This window comes from Mycobacterium sp. TH-M116 (assembly GCF_057473685.1).
Genome location: NZ_JBYCLC010000357.1, coordinates 14,069 through 31,888, shown reverse-complemented (window position 1 = coordinate 31,888; position 17,820 = coordinate 14,069). Strand labels below are relative to the sequence as shown.

The 17,820-nt window shown below is 68.4% G+C and carries 16 protein-coding genes; 9 read left to right on the top strand and 7 right to left on the bottom strand.

Features of this window, described 5'->3' with window-relative positions:
• The coding region (locus tag AC2VOK_RS18425; RefSeq protein WP_428901759.1) for a WXG100 family type VII secretion target at positions 1-156 on the top strand (156 nt) is incomplete at its 5' end.
• Between the two features lie 73 nt (positions 157-229).
• Here AC2VOK_RS18425 and AC2VOK_RS18420 read toward each other — a convergent pair.
• Positions 230-1,582 carry a PPE family protein, SVP subgroup gene (locus AC2VOK_RS18420; RefSeq protein ID WP_428901757.1) on the bottom strand — a complete coding sequence of 451 codons (1,353 nt, stop codon included), beginning with the start codon at positions 1,580-1,582 and terminating at the stop codon, positions 230-232.
• Between the two features lie 686 nt (positions 1,583-2,268).
• Between AC2VOK_RS18420 and AC2VOK_RS18415 the strand changes: the two genes are divergently transcribed.
• From AC2VOK_RS18415 to AC2VOK_RS18380, 8 genes are all read left to right on the top strand, one after another.
• Positions 2,269-3,042: a response regulator transcription factor gene (locus AC2VOK_RS18415; RefSeq protein ID WP_428901756.1), complete on the top strand. Its 774-nt coding sequence runs from the start codon at positions 2,269-2,271 to the stop codon at positions 3,040-3,042.
• Positions 3,039-4,586, top strand: a complete 1,548-nt coding sequence (locus AC2VOK_RS18410; RefSeq protein ID WP_428901755.1) for a sensor histidine kinase — start codon at positions 3,039-3,041, stop codon at positions 4,584-4,586. Before AC2VOK_RS18415 ends, AC2VOK_RS18410 begins: the two co-directional genes overlap by 4 nt.
• A 180-nt stretch (positions 4,587-4,766) precedes the next feature.
• Positions 4,767-4,856, top strand: coding sequence for a potassium-transporting ATPase subunit F (locus AC2VOK_RS18405; protein ID WP_428901754.1), 90 nt, complete (start codon positions 4,767-4,769; stop codon positions 4,854-4,856).
• Positions 4,856-6,526, top strand: coding sequence for a potassium-transporting ATPase subunit KdpA (gene kdpA, locus AC2VOK_RS18400; RefSeq protein ID WP_428901753.1), 1,671 nt, complete (start codon positions 4,856-4,858; stop codon positions 6,524-6,526). The genes AC2VOK_RS18405 and kdpA overlap by 1 nt, the downstream gene beginning before the upstream one ends.
• Positions 6,526-8,661 carry a potassium-transporting ATPase subunit KdpB gene (gene kdpB / locus AC2VOK_RS18395; protein WP_428901752.1) on the top strand — a complete coding sequence of 712 codons (2,136 nt, stop codon included), beginning with the start codon at positions 6,526-6,528 and terminating at the stop codon, positions 8,659-8,661. Before kdpA ends, kdpB begins: the two co-directional genes overlap by 1 nt.
• Before the next feature lies 1 nt (position 8,662).
• Positions 8,663-9,562 (top strand): potassium-transporting ATPase subunit C, encoded by a 900-nt coding sequence (locus AC2VOK_RS18390; protein ID WP_428901751.1) that lies wholly within the window; start codon positions 8,663-8,665, stop codon positions 9,560-9,562.
• Positions 9,563-9,572: 10 nt separating this feature from the next.
• Positions 9,573-12,137 carry a DUF4118 domain-containing protein gene (locus tag AC2VOK_RS18385; protein ID WP_428901750.1) on the top strand — a complete coding sequence of 855 codons (2,565 nt, stop codon included), beginning with the start codon at positions 9,573-9,575 and terminating at the stop codon, positions 12,135-12,137.
• The gene (locus AC2VOK_RS18380) at positions 12,134-12,817 is read left to right on the top strand and encodes a response regulator (RefSeq protein ID WP_428901749.1); all 684 of its coding nucleotides are present in this window, start codon (positions 12,134-12,136) and stop codon (positions 12,815-12,817) included. The genes AC2VOK_RS18385 and AC2VOK_RS18380 overlap by 4 nt, the downstream gene beginning before the upstream one ends.
• 144 nt (positions 12,818-12,961) lie before the next feature.
• Here the strand turns inward: AC2VOK_RS18380 and AC2VOK_RS18375 are convergent, their stop codons facing one another.
• The 6 genes from AC2VOK_RS18375 to AC2VOK_RS18350 all read right to left on the bottom strand — a co-directional run bounded on the left by AC2VOK_RS18375 (position 12,962) and on the right by AC2VOK_RS18350 (position 17,639).
• Positions 12,962-13,249, bottom strand: coding sequence for a hypothetical protein (locus tag AC2VOK_RS18375; RefSeq protein ID WP_421530137.1), 288 nt, complete (start codon positions 13,247-13,249; stop codon positions 12,962-12,964).
• 102 nt (positions 13,250-13,351) lie between these two features.
• Positions 13,352-14,296 carry a Ppx/GppA phosphatase family protein gene (locus AC2VOK_RS18370; protein ID WP_428901748.1) on the bottom strand — a complete coding sequence of 315 codons (945 nt, stop codon included), beginning with the start codon at positions 14,294-14,296 and terminating at the stop codon, positions 13,352-13,354.
• The gene (locus tag AC2VOK_RS18365; RefSeq protein WP_428901747.1) at positions 14,290-14,778 is read right to left on the bottom strand and encodes a DUF501 domain-containing protein; all 489 of its coding nucleotides are present in this window, start codon (positions 14,776-14,778) and stop codon (positions 14,290-14,292) included. The genes AC2VOK_RS18370 and AC2VOK_RS18365 overlap by 7 nt, the downstream gene beginning before the upstream one ends.
• Positions 14,771-15,520, bottom strand: a complete 750-nt coding sequence (locus AC2VOK_RS18360) for a septum formation initiator family protein (RefSeq protein ID WP_428901746.1) — start codon at positions 15,518-15,520, stop codon at positions 14,771-14,773. The genes AC2VOK_RS18365 and AC2VOK_RS18360 overlap by 8 nt, the downstream gene beginning before the upstream one ends.
• 35 nt (positions 15,521-15,555) lie before the next feature.
• Positions 15,556-16,845, bottom strand: coding sequence for a phosphopyruvate hydratase (gene eno / locus AC2VOK_RS18355; protein WP_428901745.1), 1,290 nt, complete (start codon positions 16,843-16,845; stop codon positions 15,556-15,558).
• Between the two features lie 65 nt (positions 16,846-16,910).
• Positions 16,911-17,639 carry a lytic transglycosylase domain-containing protein gene (locus AC2VOK_RS18350; RefSeq protein ID WP_428901744.1) on the bottom strand — a complete coding sequence of 243 codons (729 nt, stop codon included), beginning with the start codon at positions 17,637-17,639 and terminating at the stop codon, positions 16,911-16,913.
• Positions 17,640-17,820 lie beyond the last annotated feature (181 nt).

Sequence of the window (17,820 nt, the reverse complement as noted above, 5' to 3'; positions counted from 1 at the left end):
GGTTCGGGTTCGGTGGCCTGCCAGGAGTTCATCACCCAGTTGGGTCGCAACTTCCAGGTGATCTACGAGCAGGCCAACTCCCACGGGCAGAAGGTGCAAAGCGCCGGTTCCAACATGGCCAGCACCGACTCGGCCGTCGGCTCCAGCTGGGCCTGACGCGACCTTTTCCACGAAGGGGCCCGCACACCTTGGGTGTGCGGGCCCCTTTCTTGGTTCGCCGCGCCAGCCGTTACCCGGCCACCGGCGACCGCGGGATCAGCGAGGGCCGGAATCCGACCCGCTGCACCGCGCCGTCGGCCTCGCGTCCGATCATCCCGCCCAGCGGGAGCTTGGACACGCCGGTCGTCGACACGGGGGTGGCGCTGGTCGCCGCACCCCATCCGCCCGGCATCATGTTGGCGTCCATCGCGGGCAGCGGTGCGACCGAGGAGACCGTGCCGGCCCAGCTCTGCGGCACGGACAAGGTCCCGAGCGAGGCCGCCTGGCCCACACTGGCCGACGCGCCTTCGCCCAGACCCCCCAGGCCCCCGACGCCGCCCAGGTCGCCCAGCGCTCCCAACCCGCCGCCACCCTCGGCCCCGATGATCGAGCCGGCGCCCTGCAGGTCCAGCGCCAGTCCCTGATAGTCGAGGCCCAGGCCGTAGAGATCGAAGCCGACGCCACCGACATCGGAGATCGAGCCGCCCACGTCCCCGAACACGCCGAGGCTGGTGCCCAGCACCACGCCCTCCGGCGACGCCAAGGCGCCCGCCAGTCCGCTCAGCGCGGAAGCGGAAGTGGTGCCCGACGCGGCGGTGGCGGCGGCTTTCGCGGCGCTCTTGCCGGGCCCGTTGGCCACCGACGTCAACGAGCTCAGTGGCGAGTACGCGGCCGACGCCATCGACGCCCCGTCGCCCATCGCCATACCGGAAACCCCGGACGTCGATCCGGGGTTGGCCAGGCCCTGCAGGGTTTGCGGCACCGAGGAGAACAGCTGGGACGTCGTATGGGCGTGGCCGGCGACCTGGGTCGCCGTCGCATGGGCGACCGTGCCGGCCTGCCCGGAGACGCCCGCCGGATTCGTGGTCTGGGGCGGTGACAGGAACGTCTTGAAGGCGGAGGCCATTGCCGAGCTGGCGGCATAGTTGTACATCGCCGTCGCATCCTGTGCCCACATCTCGGCGTACTGCGCCTCGGTGGCCATGATCGCCGGCGTGTTCTGGCCCAGGAAGTTGGTCGCCACCAGCGTGGCCAGCTGAACCCGGTTGGCCACCACCACCGGCGGCGGCACCGTCAGCCCATAGGCCGTCTCGTACGCCGCCGCGGCGGAGGTGGCCTGGGTGGCGGCCAGCTGGCATTGCTCGGCGGTGGCCCGCATCCACGTCACATAGGGTGCGACGGCGGCCGCCATCGCCGTCGACGTCGGGCCCGTCCACGACTCGTCGGTCAGACCCGTGATCACCGACTGGTACCCGTTGGCGGCATCCTGCAGTTCGGCGGCCAGCGACTCCCAGCCCGCGGAGGCGGCCAGCATCGTTCCCGGCCCCGGGCCCGCATACATCCGGCTCGAGTTGATTTCCGGCGGCAATGCCCCGAAATCCATTCTTCTCCCTCGCTTGTTCCGTTATTTGTTTGCCAGCTATGTCACACGCCACACGTATGCGGACGCCTCGCCGTCGGCCACCCCATCGGGCCGGCAACGGGACGACGACCCGCCGGCACTGCGCCACCACGACGGCGGCTGCGGCCCGGCGAGCCGTCACACCGCCCCGGGACGCGGTCGGTGGCCAGCCGGCGCCACGCGTGCGCGGGCCGCGCAGGACCCGCCAGAGTGGGATTATGGTCAGCCACCGCGGCGCGGTGCGGCGCCGGTTGCGGCAGAAGCGGCCCGGTCACCGGCTGGTCCAGGAAACACATTTGGATCTAACGACATTCGTCACGGAACGTAACCTTTTGTTAACGGAAGCCCGGACCCCGTTGTCCCCCGCCGTCCCGCGCACACATGAGGTGACGACGGCGTCCGCCAAAGGACAGCGGCTGATGATCATCGAAAATTGTTCTCGCGCCAACGATTTGGTGAGCCTCACCTGAGAAAAACTCCGCTTCGTTAGGCTAACGACCATGCATCCCAGTATTTTTAGGAATTCGGCCGATCTCAAGCGCTCTGATACAACGCATATACAACACATATTTGTCCGGTCCCTCCGGCCGCTCGCCGGGCACCGTTTCATTTGAGAACTCTATGAACTTCGTGACAACCGCGTGTGACACTTGCGAAAATGCGGGATCATGACTGCAATGTCGCGACACGCAGGCAGCCAGCGGCCGCGCCAAGCCGTTCTCGGCCAGCTGCCCCGGATCTACCGCGCCGACGGATCACCGATCCGGGTTTTGCTGGTGGACGACGAGCCCGCGCTGACCAACCTGGTGAGGATGGCGCTGCACTACGAGGGCTGGGTTGTCGAAGTCGCCCACAACGGGCGCGACGGCATAGCGAAATTCGACACGATCAATCCCGACGTGCTGGTTCTCGACATCATGCTGCCCGACGTCGACGGGCTGCGGATTCTGGATCGGGTCCGCGAGGCGGACACCTACACCCCGACGCTGTTTCTGACCGCGCGCGACTCGGTGATGGACCGGGTCACGGGCCTGACGGCGGGCGCCGACGACTACATGACCAAGCCGTTCAGCCTCGAGGAGTTGGTCGCCCGGCTGCGCGGACTGCTGCGCCGTTCCAGCCGGCAGCCCGCGCCGACCACGGAGACGCTCGAGGTCGGCGAACTGCGAGTCGACGCCGCCAGCCGCGAGGTCACCCGTGACGGCACGCAGGTGTCGCTGTCCTCGACCGAGTTCGAGTTGCTCCGATTCCTCATGCGCAATCCTCGCCGGGTGCTGAGCCGCACCGAGATCCTCGACCGGGTCTGGAACTACGACTTCGCGGGCCGTACCAGCATCGTCGACTTGTACATCTCCTACCTGAGGAAAAAAATCGACTCCGGCAGGGAGCCGATGATCCACACCGTGCGCGGCGTCGGATACCTGCTGCGGCCACCGGAATGATCCGGCAGCGCAACACGCCGTGGTGGCTCCCCCGGTCGCTGCGCCGCCAGTTGCTGCTGGGAGTGCTGGCCGTGGTCAGCGTGGTCCTGGTAGCCGTCGGCGTCGTCTCGGTGGTCAGCCTGCGCGGCTACGTCACCGCAATGAACGACGAAGACGTCGCCGAATCCCTGGAGGCGTTGAGCAACTCCTACCACCGGTACCGTAACGGCGATCACAGCTGGGAGCATGCGGGCGTCCCACCACTGGGGCAGGCCATGCTGGAGTTCACCGACCAGACACCGGGCAACCTGATCGCCGTGCTGCACAACGGGACAGTCGTCGGGTCGGCGGTCTTCTCCGAGGCCGAAGCACGTCCCGCACCGCCCGACGTGGTGCGGGTGCTGCAAGCGCGGTCGCAGACCGATGGGCGGCCACGGACAGAACACCTCGGCAGTCTGGGCACCTATCGGGTGGCCAGTCACCTCGCCGGATCGGACCGGCTTGTGGTCGGGCTGTCGCTGCAGCGGGCCGACAAAATCATGACCCGCAAGCAGGTCACCACCGCGGCGCTGGTCGCGGCCGCCCTCGCGGTGACCGCGGCGCTGACTGTCTGGGTGGTCGGGTACACACTGCGCCCGCTGCGCAGGCTGACCGCCACGGCGGCGGAGGTCGCCGCCATGTCGCTGACCAACGGCGACCAGCGCATCAGCGTCCGGGTTTCACCGGAGGACACCGACCCGGACAACGAAGTCGGGATCGTCGGAAACACCCTCAACCGGTTGCTGGACAATGTCGACAGCGCGCTGGCGTATCGCGCCGAATCCGATCTGCGGATGCGCCAATTCATCACCGACGCCAGCCACGAGCTGCGCACGCCGCTCGCGGCGATCCAGGGCTACGCCGAGTTGACCCGCCAGGACAGCTCGGAGTTGCCGCCGACCACCGAATACGCACTGGCCCGCATCGAGTCGGAGGCACAGCGCATGGCGCTGCTCGTCGAGGAGTTGCTGCTGTTGTCGCGGCTGGGGGAAGGCGTGGACCTGCATCCCGAAGACGTGGATCTGGCCGGGCTGGTGACCGACGCGGTCAACGACGCGGCGGTCGCGGCGCCGACCCACCGATGGGTCACGGAGCTGCCCGACCGGCCGGTGTGGGTCCGCGGTGACCCCGCCCGGCTTCACCAGCTGGTCAGCAACCTGCTCGGCAATGCCCGGGTGCACACGCCGCCGCGCGTCACCGTGACGACCGGCATCACCTGCCACCAGAGCGGCCCCGAAGCGCCCTACACCGAACTCAGTGTTGCCGACGACGGGCCCGGGATCGACCAGGAACTGCTCCCTCGGCTGTTCGAGCGGTTCGCCCGAGCGGACCCGTCCAGGTCGAACGGGTCGGGCATCGGGCTCGGACTGGCCATCGTCAGTTCGATCGTCAAGGCGCACAAGGGCACTGTCAGCGCCGAATCCGCCGACGGCCGAACGGTCTTTCGCGTGCGGCTCCCGATGATCGAGCCGCCCACCCCCGATTACGGGCATAACGCTGCGCCGAGGGCGTTAGGAAGTCGTTAGGAAACTTCCCGACCGATGGCCCTTCCGGAGCGGCGCCGTCTACGTTCACCCTGACGTGCGCCTCGACACGTGACACGAACTGGCGAGGAAAGGAGACGGGATGGGCGTGCTGGCGTTCGTCGTGCTGACAGTGGCGGTGTTCGCCGTGCTCGGCTGGGCGCAGAAATTGGTCGAACGGCTGTGAGCTACGAAAACACCGTCGGCCTGCTGCTGTCGATCCTGCTGGCGCTCTTCCTGTTTGGCGCCCTGCTGCTCCCGGAGCGCTTCTAGTGGGCGCCACGCCCGCGGGCATCGTCTTTCTGGCCGTCCTCGCCGCGGCGCTGGTGCTGGTGCATGTGCCCCTCGGCGACTACATGTTTCGGGTCTACTCCTCGGAGCGGGATTCCCCGGTCGAGCGGTTTGTGTACCGACTGATCGGTGTCGATTCGCGCTCGGAGCAGACGTGGGGCGCCTACGCCCGCAGCGTCCTGGCGTTCTCGGCGGTCAGCATCCTCTTCCTGTTCGTGTTCCAGCTCGTGCAGGACAGGTTGCCGTTGCATCTGCACCACCCGGCCACCGCCATGACCCCGTCGCTGGCATGGAACACCGCGGTCAGCTTCGTCACCAACACCAACTGGCAGGCCTACTCGGGCGAGTCGACGCAGGGCCATCTGGTGCAGATGGCCGGGCTGGCCGTGCAGAACTTCGCCTCGGCCGCGGTCGGCATGGCGGTGGCGATCGCGCTGGTACGCGGGTTCGCCCGCAAGCGCACCACTGATCTGGGAAACTTCTGGGTGGACCTGGTCCGCGGCACACTGCGCATCCTGTTGCCCATCGCGACGCTCGGCGCGGCCGTGCTGATCGCCGGCGGCGCGATCCAGAACTTCCACCTCGACGACCAGGTCGTCACCACCCTGGGCGGCGCCAAGCAGACCATCACCGGCGGACCGGTCGCCAGCCAGGAGGCCATCAAGGAACTCGGCACCAACGGCGGCGGCTTCTACAACGCCAACTCCGCGCACCCGTTCGAGAATCCGACGTCCTGGACCAACTGGCTGGAGATCTTCCTGATCGCGGTGATCGCGTTCTCCCTGCCCCGGACGTTCGGCCGCATGGTCGGCAGCACCCGGCAGGGCTTCGCGATCGCCGGCGTCATGGCGACGCTGGCGCTGCTCAGCTTCAGCGCGACGATGTGGATGCAGCTGCAGCACCACGGCACCGTGCCGGGTTCGGCCAGCGCGGCGATGGAGGGGGTCGAACAGCGTTTCGGCGTCGCCGACTCGGCCGTGTTCGCCGTGACGACCACGCTGACGTCGTGCGGGGCCGTCGACTCGTTCCACGACTCCTACACCAGCCTCGGGGGCATGATGACGATGTTCGACATGCAGCTCGGCGAGGTCGCGCCCGGCGGCGTGGGGTCCGGCCTGTACGGCATGCTGATCCTTGCGGTGATCACCGTGTTCATCGCGGGGCTGATGGTGGGCCGCACGCCGGAATACCTCGGTAAGAAGATCACTCCCCGCGAAATCAAGTTCGCCGCAACGTATTTCCTGGTCACGCCGCTCATCGTGCTGGTCGGCACCGCGACCGCGATGGCGCTGCCGGGCGAACGCGCGGCGATGCTCAACGGCGGCCCGCACGGCCTGTCGGAAGTGCTGTACGCGTTCACCTCGGCCGCCAACAACAACGGGTCGGCCTTCGCGGGGCTGTCCGCCGACACCGACTGGTACAACACCGCGCTGGGGCTGGCCATGGTGTTCGGCAGATTCGCGCCGATCGTGCTGGTGCTCGCCCTGGCCGGCTCGCTGGCCAAACAGGGCACCACGCCGGCATCGGTCGGCACGCTGCCCACTCATGGGCCGCAGTTCGTCGGGATGGTCGCCGGTGTCACGCTGATCCTGGTCGCCCTCACGTTTCTGCCGATGCTGGCGCTCGGGCCTCTCGCCGAAGGAATGCACTGATGACGGGGACTCATTCGGGCCGCGAACAGGCACGGGGCGGCCTGCTCGATCCCACGATGCTGTGGCGGTCCGTGCCACAGGCGATGCGCAAACTCGACCCGCGCACGCTGTGGCGCAACCCCGTGATGTTCGTCGTGGAAGTCGGCGCCGTCTGGAGCACCGTGCTGGCGGTGCTCAACCCGACGTGGTTCGCCTGGCTGATCATGATCTGGCTGTGGCTGACCGTGCTGTTCGCCAACCTCGCGGAGGCGGTGGCCGAGGGTCGGGGCAAGGCGCAGGCCGAATCCCTGCGCAAGGCCAAGACCCAGACCATGGCCCGGCGGCTCAAGGACTGGGAACCCGGCACTGCGACCTCGGATGGCGTGGAAGAAGAAGTTCCCGCACCCGAACTGCAACGGGGCGACATCGTCGTCGTCGAGGCCGGGCAGGTGATCCCGGGCGACGGCGATGTACTGGAAGGCATCGCCTCCGTAGATGAATCGGCGATCACGGGCGAATCGGCGCCGGTGATCCGGGAATCCGGCGGGGACCGGTCGGCGGTCACCGGCGGCACCACCGTGCTGAGCGACCGGATCGTCGTCACGATCACCCAGAAGCCCGGGCACAGCTTCATCGACCGGATGATCGCGCTCGTCGAGGGCGCCAACCGGCAGAAGACGCCCAACGAGATCGCGCTGAACATCCTGCTGGCCGCCCTGACGATCATCTTCGTCTTCGCCGTCGCGACCCTGCAGCCACTGGCGATCTACTCCAAGGCCAACAATCCCGGTGTCCCGAACACGCAGGCGCTGGGCTCAGGCGGCGTGACCGGCATCGTGATGGTGTCGTTGCTGGTGTGCCTGATCCCGACGACCATCGGCGCGCTGCTGTCGGCCATCGGCATCGCCGGGATGGACCGGCTGGTGCAGCGCAACGTGCTCGCGATGTCCGGTCGCGCCGTCGAGGCCGCGGGCGACGTGAACACGCTGCTGCTCGACAAGACCGGCACCATCACCCTGGGCAACCGGCAGGCGGCCGCCTTCCTCCCGGTCGACGGCGTCTCCCCCGACCAGCTGGCCGACGCCGCGCAATTGTCCAGCTTCGCCGACGAAACGCCGGAGGGACGTTCGGTCGTCGTGTTCGCCAAGGAGCGGTTCGGGCTGCGCGCGCGCACCCCCGGCGAGCTCTCGAACGCCCACTGGGTGGCGTTCTCCGCCACGACCCGGATGTCGGGGGTCGACCTCGACGGCCACGAGCTGCGCAAGGGAGCCGCCAACTCGGTCGCGGAATGGGTTCGCGGACAAGGCGGCACGGTCCCCGCCCAACTCGGTGAGATCGTCGACGGCATCTCCGCTTGCGGCGGCACACCGCTGGTCGTCGGGGAGAGCCGCGACGGAAAGGGCGACCGGGAAGCAAGGGTGCTCGGCGTGATCCACCTCAAAGACGTCGTCAAGCAGGGCATGCGCGACCGGTTCGACGAGATGCGCCGCATGGGCATCCGCACGGTGATGATCACCGGCGACAATCCGTTGACCGCCAAGGCGATCGCCGACGAGGCCGGCGTCGACGACTTCCTCGCCGAGGCAACGCCCGAGGACAAGCTCGCGCTGATCAAGCGCGAGCAGGAAGGCGGCAGGCTGGTCGCGATGACCGGTGACGGCACCAACGACGCGCCGGCCCTGGCGCAGGCCGACGTGGGCGTGGCGATGAACACCGGCACCTCGGCCGCCAAAGAGGCCGGCAACATGGTGGATCTGGACTCCGACCCGACCAAGCTCATCGAGATCGTCGAGATCGGCAAGCAGCTGCTGATCACCCGCGGCGCGCTCACCACCTTCTCGATCGCCAACGACATCGCGAAGTACTTCGCGATCATCCCAGCCATGTTCGTCGCCCTGTTCCCCGGGCTGGACCTGCTCAACATCATGCGGCTGCACAGCCCGCAGTCGGCGATCCTGTCCGCGGTGATCTTCAACGCGATCATCATCGTGGCACTGATCCCACTGTCACTGCGGGGCGTGCGCTATACGCCGAGCAGCGCGTCGAAACTGTTGAGCCGCAACCTCTCCGTGTACGGGCTCGGCGGCATCGTCGCCCCGTTCCTCGGCATCAAGCTGATCGACCTGATCGTCCAATTCGTCCCCGGGATGTCCTGACATGAAGATCTCTGGATTGGTCCGCATCCACTGGGCGGCCCTGCGTGTGCTGCTGGTGCTGACCGTGGTCACTGGTCTGGCGTACCCGCTGTTCATCTGGCTGGTCGCCCAGATACCGGGACTGCACGACAAGGCCGAGGGGTCGATCCTGACCGCCGACGGCAAGCCGGTCGGTAGCAGGCTGATCGGTCAGCTGTTCACCGACTCCGACGGCCACCCGCTGCCGCAGTACTTCCAGAGCCGGCCCTCAGCGGCGGGCGAGGGCTACGACCCGCTGTCCTCGGGTGCGAGCAACCTCGGCCCGGAGAACATCGTTGACGCATCCGGCGCTGATGGGGGCAAGCCGAGCCTGCTCACGCAGGTGTGCACGCGCAGCATGGCGGTGGGGCGCCTGGAAGGTGTGGACGGGTCGCGGCCGTTCTGCACGGGCGGCGGTGTGGGCGCGGTGCTTTCGGTCATCGGCCCGCGCGACGCGCGCGGTGACGTCGCCGCGCCCACCCGGGTGGTCAGCGTCAACGAGCCCTGCGCAGCGACGTCCACGCCGTTTCTGGCCAGTTACGAGGGAGTGCGGGTCGAGTGCGCCGAGAACGGCCCCCACTCACACGAGGACTACTCGATCGGACAGATCGTGCCCGTCCGCGGCAGCGCGCCCGCCGACCCGGTCGTGCCCGCCGACGCCGTCACAGCCAGCGGCAGCGGTCTGGACCCGAACATCTCGCCCGCCTACGCCGACCTGCAGGTGGCTCGGGTGGCCAGGGCGCGCCGGGTCAGCCCGGAGCAGATCAGCAAGCTCGTGGCGCAGCACCGGAATGGGCGCGCCCTCGGGTTTCTCGGCGAACCAGCCGTCAACGTGCTGCAGCTCAACCTGGCGCTCGACCACTGGTATCCGCTGCCCGACTGAGCGCTGGGGGATGATGGTTGATGTGAGCGATCACCCACCCAAGCGCGGAGAGCTGCGCATCTACCTCGGCGCGGCCCCGGGGGTGGGTAAAACCTATGCCATGCTCGGCGAGGCCCATCGTCGACGTGAGCGCGGCACCGACCTGGTGGCCGGCGTGGTGGAGACCCATGGGCGCGCGAAAACCGCGGAACTGCTTGAGGGCATAGAAGTCATCGCGCCGCGCTACCTCGACTATCGCGGCGGCAGGTTCTCCGAACTCGACGTGCCGGCCGTACTGGCCCGCCATCCGCAGGTCGTCCTGGTCGACGAACTCGCCCACACCAACACACCGGGCAGCAAGAACGCCAAACGCTGGCAGGACGTCGAGGAATTGCTCGACGCCGGGATCACGGTGATCTCCACCGTCAACGTGCAGCATCTGGAGAGCCTCAACGACGTCGTCGCCCAGATCACGGGCATCGAACAGCGGGAGACGGTGCCGGATTCGGTCGTGCGCGAGGCCGCGCAGGTCGAGCTCATCGACATCACCCCGGAAGCGTTGCGCCGCAGACTTTCCCATGGAAACGTCTACACCCCTGAAAGGGTCGACGCGGCACTGTCCAACTATTTCCGGCGGGGAAACCTCACCGCGCTGAGGGAATTGGCGCTGCTGTGGCTGGCCGACCAGGTGGACACCGCGCTGGCGACATACCGGGCGGAGCACAAGATCACCGCCACCTGGGAGGCGCGGGAGCGGGTCGTGGTGGCCGTCACCGGCGGCCCTGAATCGGAGACCTTGGTGCGGCGGGCATCCCGGATCGCGTCGAAGTCCAGCGCCGAGCTGATGGTGGTCCACGTCGTCCGTGGCGACGGGCTCGCCGGACTCTCGGGGTCCCGGATGGCCAAGATCCGCGAGCTGGCCAACAGCCTGGACGCGTCGCTGCACACCGTGGTCGGTGACGACGTACCCGCGGCCCTGCTCGACTTCGCCCGGGAACGCAACGCCACTCAGCTTGTGATCGGCACGTCGCGGCGCTCCCGCTGGGCGCGCCTTTTCGAGGAGGGCATCGGGCTGAGGGTCGTCGAGGTGTCCGGCAAGATCGACGTGCACCTGGTCACCCACGAGGAGTCCAAACGAGGCTTCCGCGCGGCGTCGCTGAGCCGCCGCGAGCGACGGGTCACCTCGTGGCTGGCCGCGTTTGTGGTTCCCTCGGTCATCTGTGCGGTCACGGTGTCCACGCTCGACCAGTACCTGCAGACCAGCGGTGCCAGCGCGCTGTTCTTCGTCGGCGTGGTGGCAGTCGCCTTGCTGGGTGGCGTGGCCCCCGCAGTGTTTTCGGCCGTGGTGTCCAGCCTGCTGTTGAACTATTTCCTGACCGCGCCCCGTCATACGTTCACCATCGCCGCCCCTGATGCCGCCGTCACCGAGGTGGTGCTACTGCTCGTCGCCGTGGCGGTCGCGGTGCTCGTCGACGGCGCGGCCAAACGCACCCGGGAGGCCCGGCGCGCGTCCCAGGAGGCCGAACTGCTCACGCTGTTCGCCGGGTCCGTGCTGCGCGGCGCCGATCTCGAGACGCTGCTGGAACGTGTGCGGGAAACCTACTCCCAGCGTGCGGTCAGCCTGCTGCAGGAGCGCGGCGACCCAGGCCACGCAGCCGGCAAGACGAGCCACATCGTGGCCTGCGTCGGCAAAGACCCTTGCCTGACCGTCGATTCCGCGGACACCGCGATCGAGGTCGGCGACCGAGATTTCCACGAGTATTGGATGCTTTTGGCCGGCAGGAAGCTCTCCGCACGCGATCGCCGGGTGCTGAGCGCGGTGGCCGGGCAGGCGGCCGGACTGGCCCGTCAGGGCGAGCTGGCCGAAGAGGCCGGCCGGGCGGAGGCGATCATGCGGGCCGACGAGCTGCGCCGGTCGCTGCTCTCGGCGGTCAGCCACGACCTGCGCACACCGCTGGCAGCCGCCAAAGTCGCCGTCTCCAGCCTGCGCGCCGACGATGTGGCCTTCTCCCCCGCCGACACCGCCGAACTGCTGGCCACCATCGAGGAGTCCGTCGACCAGCTGACCGCACTGGTCGGAAACCTGCTCGATTCCTCCCGCCTGGCTGCCGGCGTGGTTCATCCGGAGCTGCGCCGGGTGTACCTCGAAGAGACGGTGCAGCGTGCGCTGGTCAGCATCGGCAAGGGCGCCACCGGTTTCTACCGATCCGCCATCGATCGGGTCAAGGTCGACGTCGGTGACACCGTGGCGCTGGCCGATGCCGGACTGCTCGAACGCGTTCTGGCCAACCTCATCGACAACGCGCTGCGGTACGCGCCCGGCTGCGTGGTCCGCGTCAACGCGGGACGGGTCGGTGATCGCGTCCTGATCAACGTCATCGACGAAGGCCCCGGGATCCAGCACGGAACCGAAGACCAACTGTTCTCAGCGTTTCAGCGGTTGGGCGATCACGACAACACCACCGGGGTGGGGCTGGGAATGTCGGTGGCGCGAGGCTTCACCGAAGCGATGGGCGGCACCATCCAGGCGGGCGACACCCCGGGAGGCGGACTCACCGTCGTCGTGGACCTGGCCGCGCCGCAGGAGGCCCGATGACGACTCGCGTCCTGGTGATCGACGACGAACCGCAGATCCTGCGCGCGATGCGCATCAACCTGTCGGTGCGGGGCTACGAGGTCGTCACTGCGTCGAGTGGCGCGGGCGCGCTGCGTGCCGCGGCCGAACACAAGCCCGACGTGGTCATCCTCGACCTCGGCCTGCCCGACATCTCGGGCATCGAGGTGCTGGCCGGTCTACGGGGCTGGCTCACGGCGCCGGTGATCGTGTTGTCGGCGCGAACCGACTCCTCGGACAAAGTCGCGGCGCTCGACGCCGGCGCCGACGACTACGTCACCAAACCCTTTGGGATGGACGAGTTCCTGGCCCGGTTGCGTGCTGCGGTCCGCCGCGCCGCCGCCGCGTCCGATACCGAGGAACCCGTCATCGAGACCGACGCGTTCACCGTCGACCTAGCCGCCAAGAAGGTCACCAGAAAGGGCGCCGAGGTGCATCTCACCCCGACCGAGTGGGGGATGCTCGAAATGCTGGTCCGCAACCGGGGCAAGCTGGTCGGCCGCGAGGAACTGCTCAAGGAGGTCTGGGGGCCGGCGTATGCCACCGAAACCCATTATTTGCGTGTCTATCTGGCCCAACTGCGCCGCAAGCTCGAAGACGACCCGTCGCACCCGAGACACCTGCTGACCGAGTCGGGCATGGGCTACCGTTTCGAAATGTGACGTCATGTCCGTCACAGCGGTCACAGCGGTCACAGCGGTCACAGCGGTCACAGCGGTCACAGCGGTCACAGCGGTCACAGCGATCACAGCGATCACAGCGATCACAGCGATCACAGAAACCGAGTGCCACACTATGTGCCCACCTCATAGCGACAACCTGGCTGCCGCCCGCATCGCGAGTACCCGTTGGTGCATTCGGTACTCCGTCGAGCGCGGGATACTCCCCGGCCCATACAGTCCCCGGCCGAGCCGGCGCGCCCTGTCGCGGCCGGTTTCCCAGCGCAACGCGTCGGACACGGCCTTCGATGCCCGGCCGCGGATGCGAAATCCCTGCTCGCTCAATGCATTGATCAGCTGGGCGACCGTCGCCCGTCCGTTGTGGGCAAGGTACATGGTGAGCGCGTAACGCAGCTCGATTCCGTGGAGTTCCATGCCGGAACCGTCGCATACGGGTACGACACCGCCGCGAGTGTCGCTATGAGGCGGGCACAAGGTGTGCCGCCTTTTCCAGGGACGCGTGTGGCGGGTGCGACGTCAGCCGGTGATCGACAGCACGATGCCGTCCAAGATGTCGTGCTCGCTGACGACCAGCTCGTCGATGCCGGCGCGGGTGCGCAGCTCGCGGGCCAACTCCTCCACCACGATCGCGCCACCACCGATCACGTCGGCGCGGCCCTCGTGCATGGGGCCGAGTTCGGCGCGCCGGGCGCGGGTCATGCCGATCAGTCGCTCGCACACCGCCAGCAGTTCGCCACGGGTTATGCGCGAAAGATGAATGGCCGCAGAGTTATACGACGTCATACCGTGTGCCAGCGCGGACAATGTTGTCATGGTGCCGGCCACGCCGACCCAGGTCCGCGCCGCTTCGACGGGAACCACGCCGAGTGCGGCGTCGAGCCGTTCCCGGACCACCTCGCGCGCCGCCGCCACCTCCCGCGGCGTCGGCGGGTCGGAGTGCAAACAGCGCTCGGTCAACCGCACGCAGCCGATGTCGGCCGAATAGCTCGCCACCACCGCGTCGCTGCCGAGCACGATCTCGGTGGAGCCGCCACCCAGGTCGACAACCAGAAAAGGCGCTGCGGCACTGTCCAATTCGCCGACCGCACCGCGGAAGGACAACTCGGCTTCCTGCGCACCGGTGATCACCTCCGCCACCGCGCCGGGAATGACGGCGCCCAGCACGTCGGCCGTCATCGCAAAGAACGTGTCGCGGTTGGACGCGTCGCGCGTGGCCGAGGTCGCCACCATCCGGACCCGTTCGGCGCCGTGCGCTCCCAGCAGAACAGCGTAATCGGCCAGCGCGGCGCGGGTCCGCGCGATCGCGTCCGGTGCCAGCCGTCCGGTGGCATCGACGCCTTGCCCCAGCCGCACGATCCGAGTCTCGCGATGCACGTCGCGCAGCCTGCCGTCGTCGAAATCGGCGATCAGCAGCCGAATCGAGTTGGTGCCGCAATCGATTCCCGCCAGCCGGCTCACCACTGCGCGTTCACCACAACGTCCGCCATCGCCGGCTCGGCGGCCAGGGACCGCAGCACCTCGTCGCCGAGTGGATTGCAGCCCGGGCCCTTGGCCAGCGAGTGCGCGATCAGCACGTGCAGGCACTTGACCCGGTCCGGCATCCCCCCGGCGGAGAACGTGGTGCCCAGCGGCTCGATCGCATCCCGCTCGGCCAGATAAGACTCGTGGGCCCGCCGGTAAGCAGCCGCCAATTCGGGATCCCGCCGCAACCGCCCGGTCATCTCGCGCATCATCCCCGAGGTCTCCAGTCTGCTCGCGGCCGCGGTGAGCAGCGGATGCGTGAGATAGTACAACGTCGGAAACGGTGTTCCGTCAGGAAGTCTCGGTGCGGTCTTCACCACACCCGGTTCTCCGTTGGGGCAGCGGTAGGCGATCTCGAGCACGCCTCGCGGCGCGCGACCGAGTTGGCGAGCCACTGCCGCCAGCTCTGCACGGTCAACCACCGGGCGCAGCAGGATACGGTGCGGACGGCGGCACGGAACCGGGCGGTCCGGGCTCAGCCGGGAGCAGAGTGGCTTCCGGCTGAGGGGCTTCGGGCTGAGGGGCTTCGGGCTGAGGGGATTCGGGCTGAGGGGCCTTGGCCGGCGGTAGGTGTGGATCGTCGGCGATGGTGTGCCACAGCGCGGTGTACCAGGGCTGGTTGCCGGCCGGTTTCGCCGCCGCGGAACCCGGCTGCGGCGCACCCGCCTCACCGTGCGGAAGTTGCACCTGAAACGGCGTGTCCCCGGGCATCACGAAACCCAGACGCTCGCGGGCCTGCGCCGCGATGTAGGCCGGGTCGGCGAGCTTGTCCTTCTGCTGCTCGAGTTCGGTGATCTGACGGCGCAGCGCGGCCTCGCTCGCGGTCAGCTGGTCCATCTCGGTGCGTTGCGCGAAGTAGGTGCGGACCGGCCCGGCGATGGTCAGCGTCAGCACGCAGGTCAACGCGGCCAGCACTGCCGCGCGCCGCGCGGTGAAACCCAACCGCTGGTCCGCCCGCTGTTCGACGGATTGGGCGATCTGGCGCTTGATGGGTTCGACGACCTGCTCGGCCAGCGTCCGCGTCGAGCCGCGCCCGACGTGCGTGGAGGTCTGCGCGGGCCGGGAAACCCTGGCGGCGCGGGGGCGCCGAACCGCGGCGCCCGGCTTGCCCGGACGCGACGCCGCGGATCGGCGCTTCGGGTCTGGCCGCTTGGCTTCGGGCATCGCAGCGTCAGCCGCGTCTCGCGTTGGCCGTCACGCTACTTCGTCTCCGGCGAGAACCGCGGGAACGCCAGGTCACCGGCGTAACGGGCGGCGTCTCCGAGCGCTTCCTCGATCCGCAGCAGCTGGTTGTACTTGGCGACGCGTTCGCTGCGGGCGGGCGCACCCGTCTTGATCTGCCCGCTGCCGACGGCCACCGCGAGATCGGCGATCATGGTGTCCTCGGTCTCGCCGCTGCGGTGGCTGATCATCGTGCGGTATCCGCTGTGGTGCGCGAGCGCGACGGCATCAAGTGTCTCGGTGAGCGTGCCGATCTGATTCACCTTGACCAGCAACGCGTTCGCCACGCCCTTCTCGATGCCTTCCTCGAGCCGCTCGGGGTTGGTGACGAAGATGTCGTCGCCGACGATCTGCACCCGGTCGCCGATCGCCGCCGTCAGGGCCGCCCAGCCATCCCAGTCTCCTTCGAACAGGGGATCTTCCAGCGACACCAGCGGGTAAGAATCGAGCAGACCCGCGTAGAACTGCGTCATCTGCTCGACGGTGCGGGCGCTGCCCTCGAAGTTGTAGCCGGTGGGATCCGCGTGGAACTCGTTGGCCGCCGCATCCAGCGCCAGGGCCACGTCGGCACCCAGTTTCAGACCCACCGCTTCGACCGCCCGGCTGATCAGGTCCAGCGCCGCGGTCGTGCCGGCCACGTCCGGGGCGAAGCCGCCCTCGTCGCCCAGGCCGGTGGACAGTCCCTGCTTCTTGAGCACCGACTTCAGCGCGTGGTACACCTCGGCGCCCCAGCGCAGCGCCTCGCCGAAGCTGGACGCCCCGATCGGCGCCACCATGAACTCCTGGATGTCGACACCGGTGTCCGCATGCGCGCCGCCGTTGAGGATGTTCATCATCGGCACGGGCAGGATGTGCGCGTTGGGGCCGCCAAGGTAGCGGAACAGCGGCAAGTCCGCGGAATCCGCAGCCGCCTTGGCGACGGCCAGCGAGACACCCAAGATCGCGTTGGCGCCCAGCCGCGACTTGTCGGGGGTCCCGTCGAGGTCGACCAGTGCCTGATCCACCAACCGCTGGTCGTCGGCGCCCAGGCCGATCACCGCCGGGCCGATCTCGTCGAGCACGGCTTCGACCGCCTTGCGTACGCCCTTGCCGCCGTAGCGCTCGCCGCCGTCGCGCAGCTCGACCGCCTCGTGTTCGCCGGTCGACGCGCCGGACGGCACCGCCGCGCGCGCAAACGTCCCGTCCCCGAGAGCGATCTCGACCTCTACGGTCGGGTTGCCACGGGAATCGAGAATCTCGCGGGCCCCGACCTGCTCGATAATTGGCACTGGGTTCTCCTTGCGTGGTAGCCGGTGGTGCTGGACACCGCTTCGCGTATCAGCGATACATCCTGCTACAGCGGGTGGCCCGCCGCGTAAGCGGTCGCCCAGTCCCGGACCGCCCGCGCGTAGACGCTGGAGTTGTTGTAGGCGCGCAGTGCGGTGACCCACCCGCGCGGCGTCGCGAGGTCCTTGCCCCGCCAGCACAGGTAACCCGCTGCGGCAAGCGCCGCGTCGTCGATGTTGTCGGGGCTGACGACTCCGTCGTTGTGGGCGTCGACCCCGTACAACCGCCACGTCTCCGGGATGAACTGCATCGGCCCCATCGCCCGCGCCACGCCGTCGGCGTCGGTGACGTCCTCCTGCGCGTCCACGATGCGCAGATTGCCACCGCTGCCGTCCAGGCGAACACCCCGAATGGGCGGGCTCACATCTCCGTTCGCGGACAGCGTCGCCCCCCGGTAGGTGCCGTGGTGGCTCTCGACCTGCCCGATTCCCGCCAGCGTGGTCCACGAGATATGGCACTTAGGGTTCTCGACCTCGGCGACGCGGGCAGCATAGGCGTAGGCCTCCAGCGCGATGACGGGGATCTCCAGCGGCCCCGAGCGCTGCTCGGCCCAGTCTCGCAACTGGTCGGCGGGTCTGCCGCCGGCGTGGGTGTCGACGGGCGGCACCGGGGCCCCCGCCGGCGGCGGCACCCCTTCGGGGATGAACAGGCTGAGCTGCCAGGTGCAACTCGACGCCATCAGCATGGCGGTCGCACCGATCACGGCGGCCGCACGCATCCAACGCCTCGGCGACACCAAGCTCCCCTGCAGCTCCCCTGGATCAACTTCCCTCGTGATCATCGTCCCATGCGTTTCAGGTCGCCTCGGCAATCTGGGGACCGCGGCGCCTCTCCGTGCCACCAAGTGCGGTCAAATGCCGATCAACTGTCGCCGAGATCGGCTAGCGCAGCAAAGACATCGACATCCATTCGAATTA

Bases quoted from the DNA above. Each gene is read 5' to 3' on its own strand.
- AC2VOK_RS18420 (WP_428901757.1), bottom strand. From the start codon at position 1,582: ATGGATTTCGGGGCATTGCCGCCGGAAATCAACTCGAGCCGGATGTAT.
- AC2VOK_RS18415 (WP_428901756.1), top strand. From the start codon at position 2,269: ATGACTGCAATGTCGCGACACGCAGGCAGCCAGCGGCCGCGCCAAGCC.
- AC2VOK_RS18410 (WP_428901755.1), top strand. From the start codon at position 3,039: ATGATCCGGCAGCGCAACACGCCGTGGTGGCTCCCCCGGTCGCTGCGC.
- kdpB (WP_428901752.1), top strand. From the start codon at position 6,526: ATGACGGGGACTCATTCGGGCCGCGAACAGGCACGGGGCGGCCTGCTC.
- AC2VOK_RS18390 (WP_428901751.1), top strand. From the start codon at position 8,663: ATGAAGATCTCTGGATTGGTCCGCATCCACTGGGCGGCCCTGCGTGTG.
- AC2VOK_RS18385 (WP_428901750.1), top strand. From the start codon at position 9,573: ATGATGGTTGATGTGAGCGATCACCCACCCAAGCGCGGAGAGCTGCGC.
- AC2VOK_RS18380 (WP_428901749.1), top strand. From the start codon at position 12,134: ATGACGACTCGCGTCCTGGTGATCGACGACGAACCGCAGATCCTGCGC.
- AC2VOK_RS18375 (WP_421530137.1), bottom strand. From the start codon at position 13,249: ATGGAACTCCACGGAATCGAGCTGCGTTACGCGCTCACCATGTACCTT.
- AC2VOK_RS18360 (WP_428901746.1), bottom strand. From the start codon at position 15,520: ATGCCCGAAGCCAAGCGGCCAGACCCGAAGCGCCGATCCGCGGCGTCG.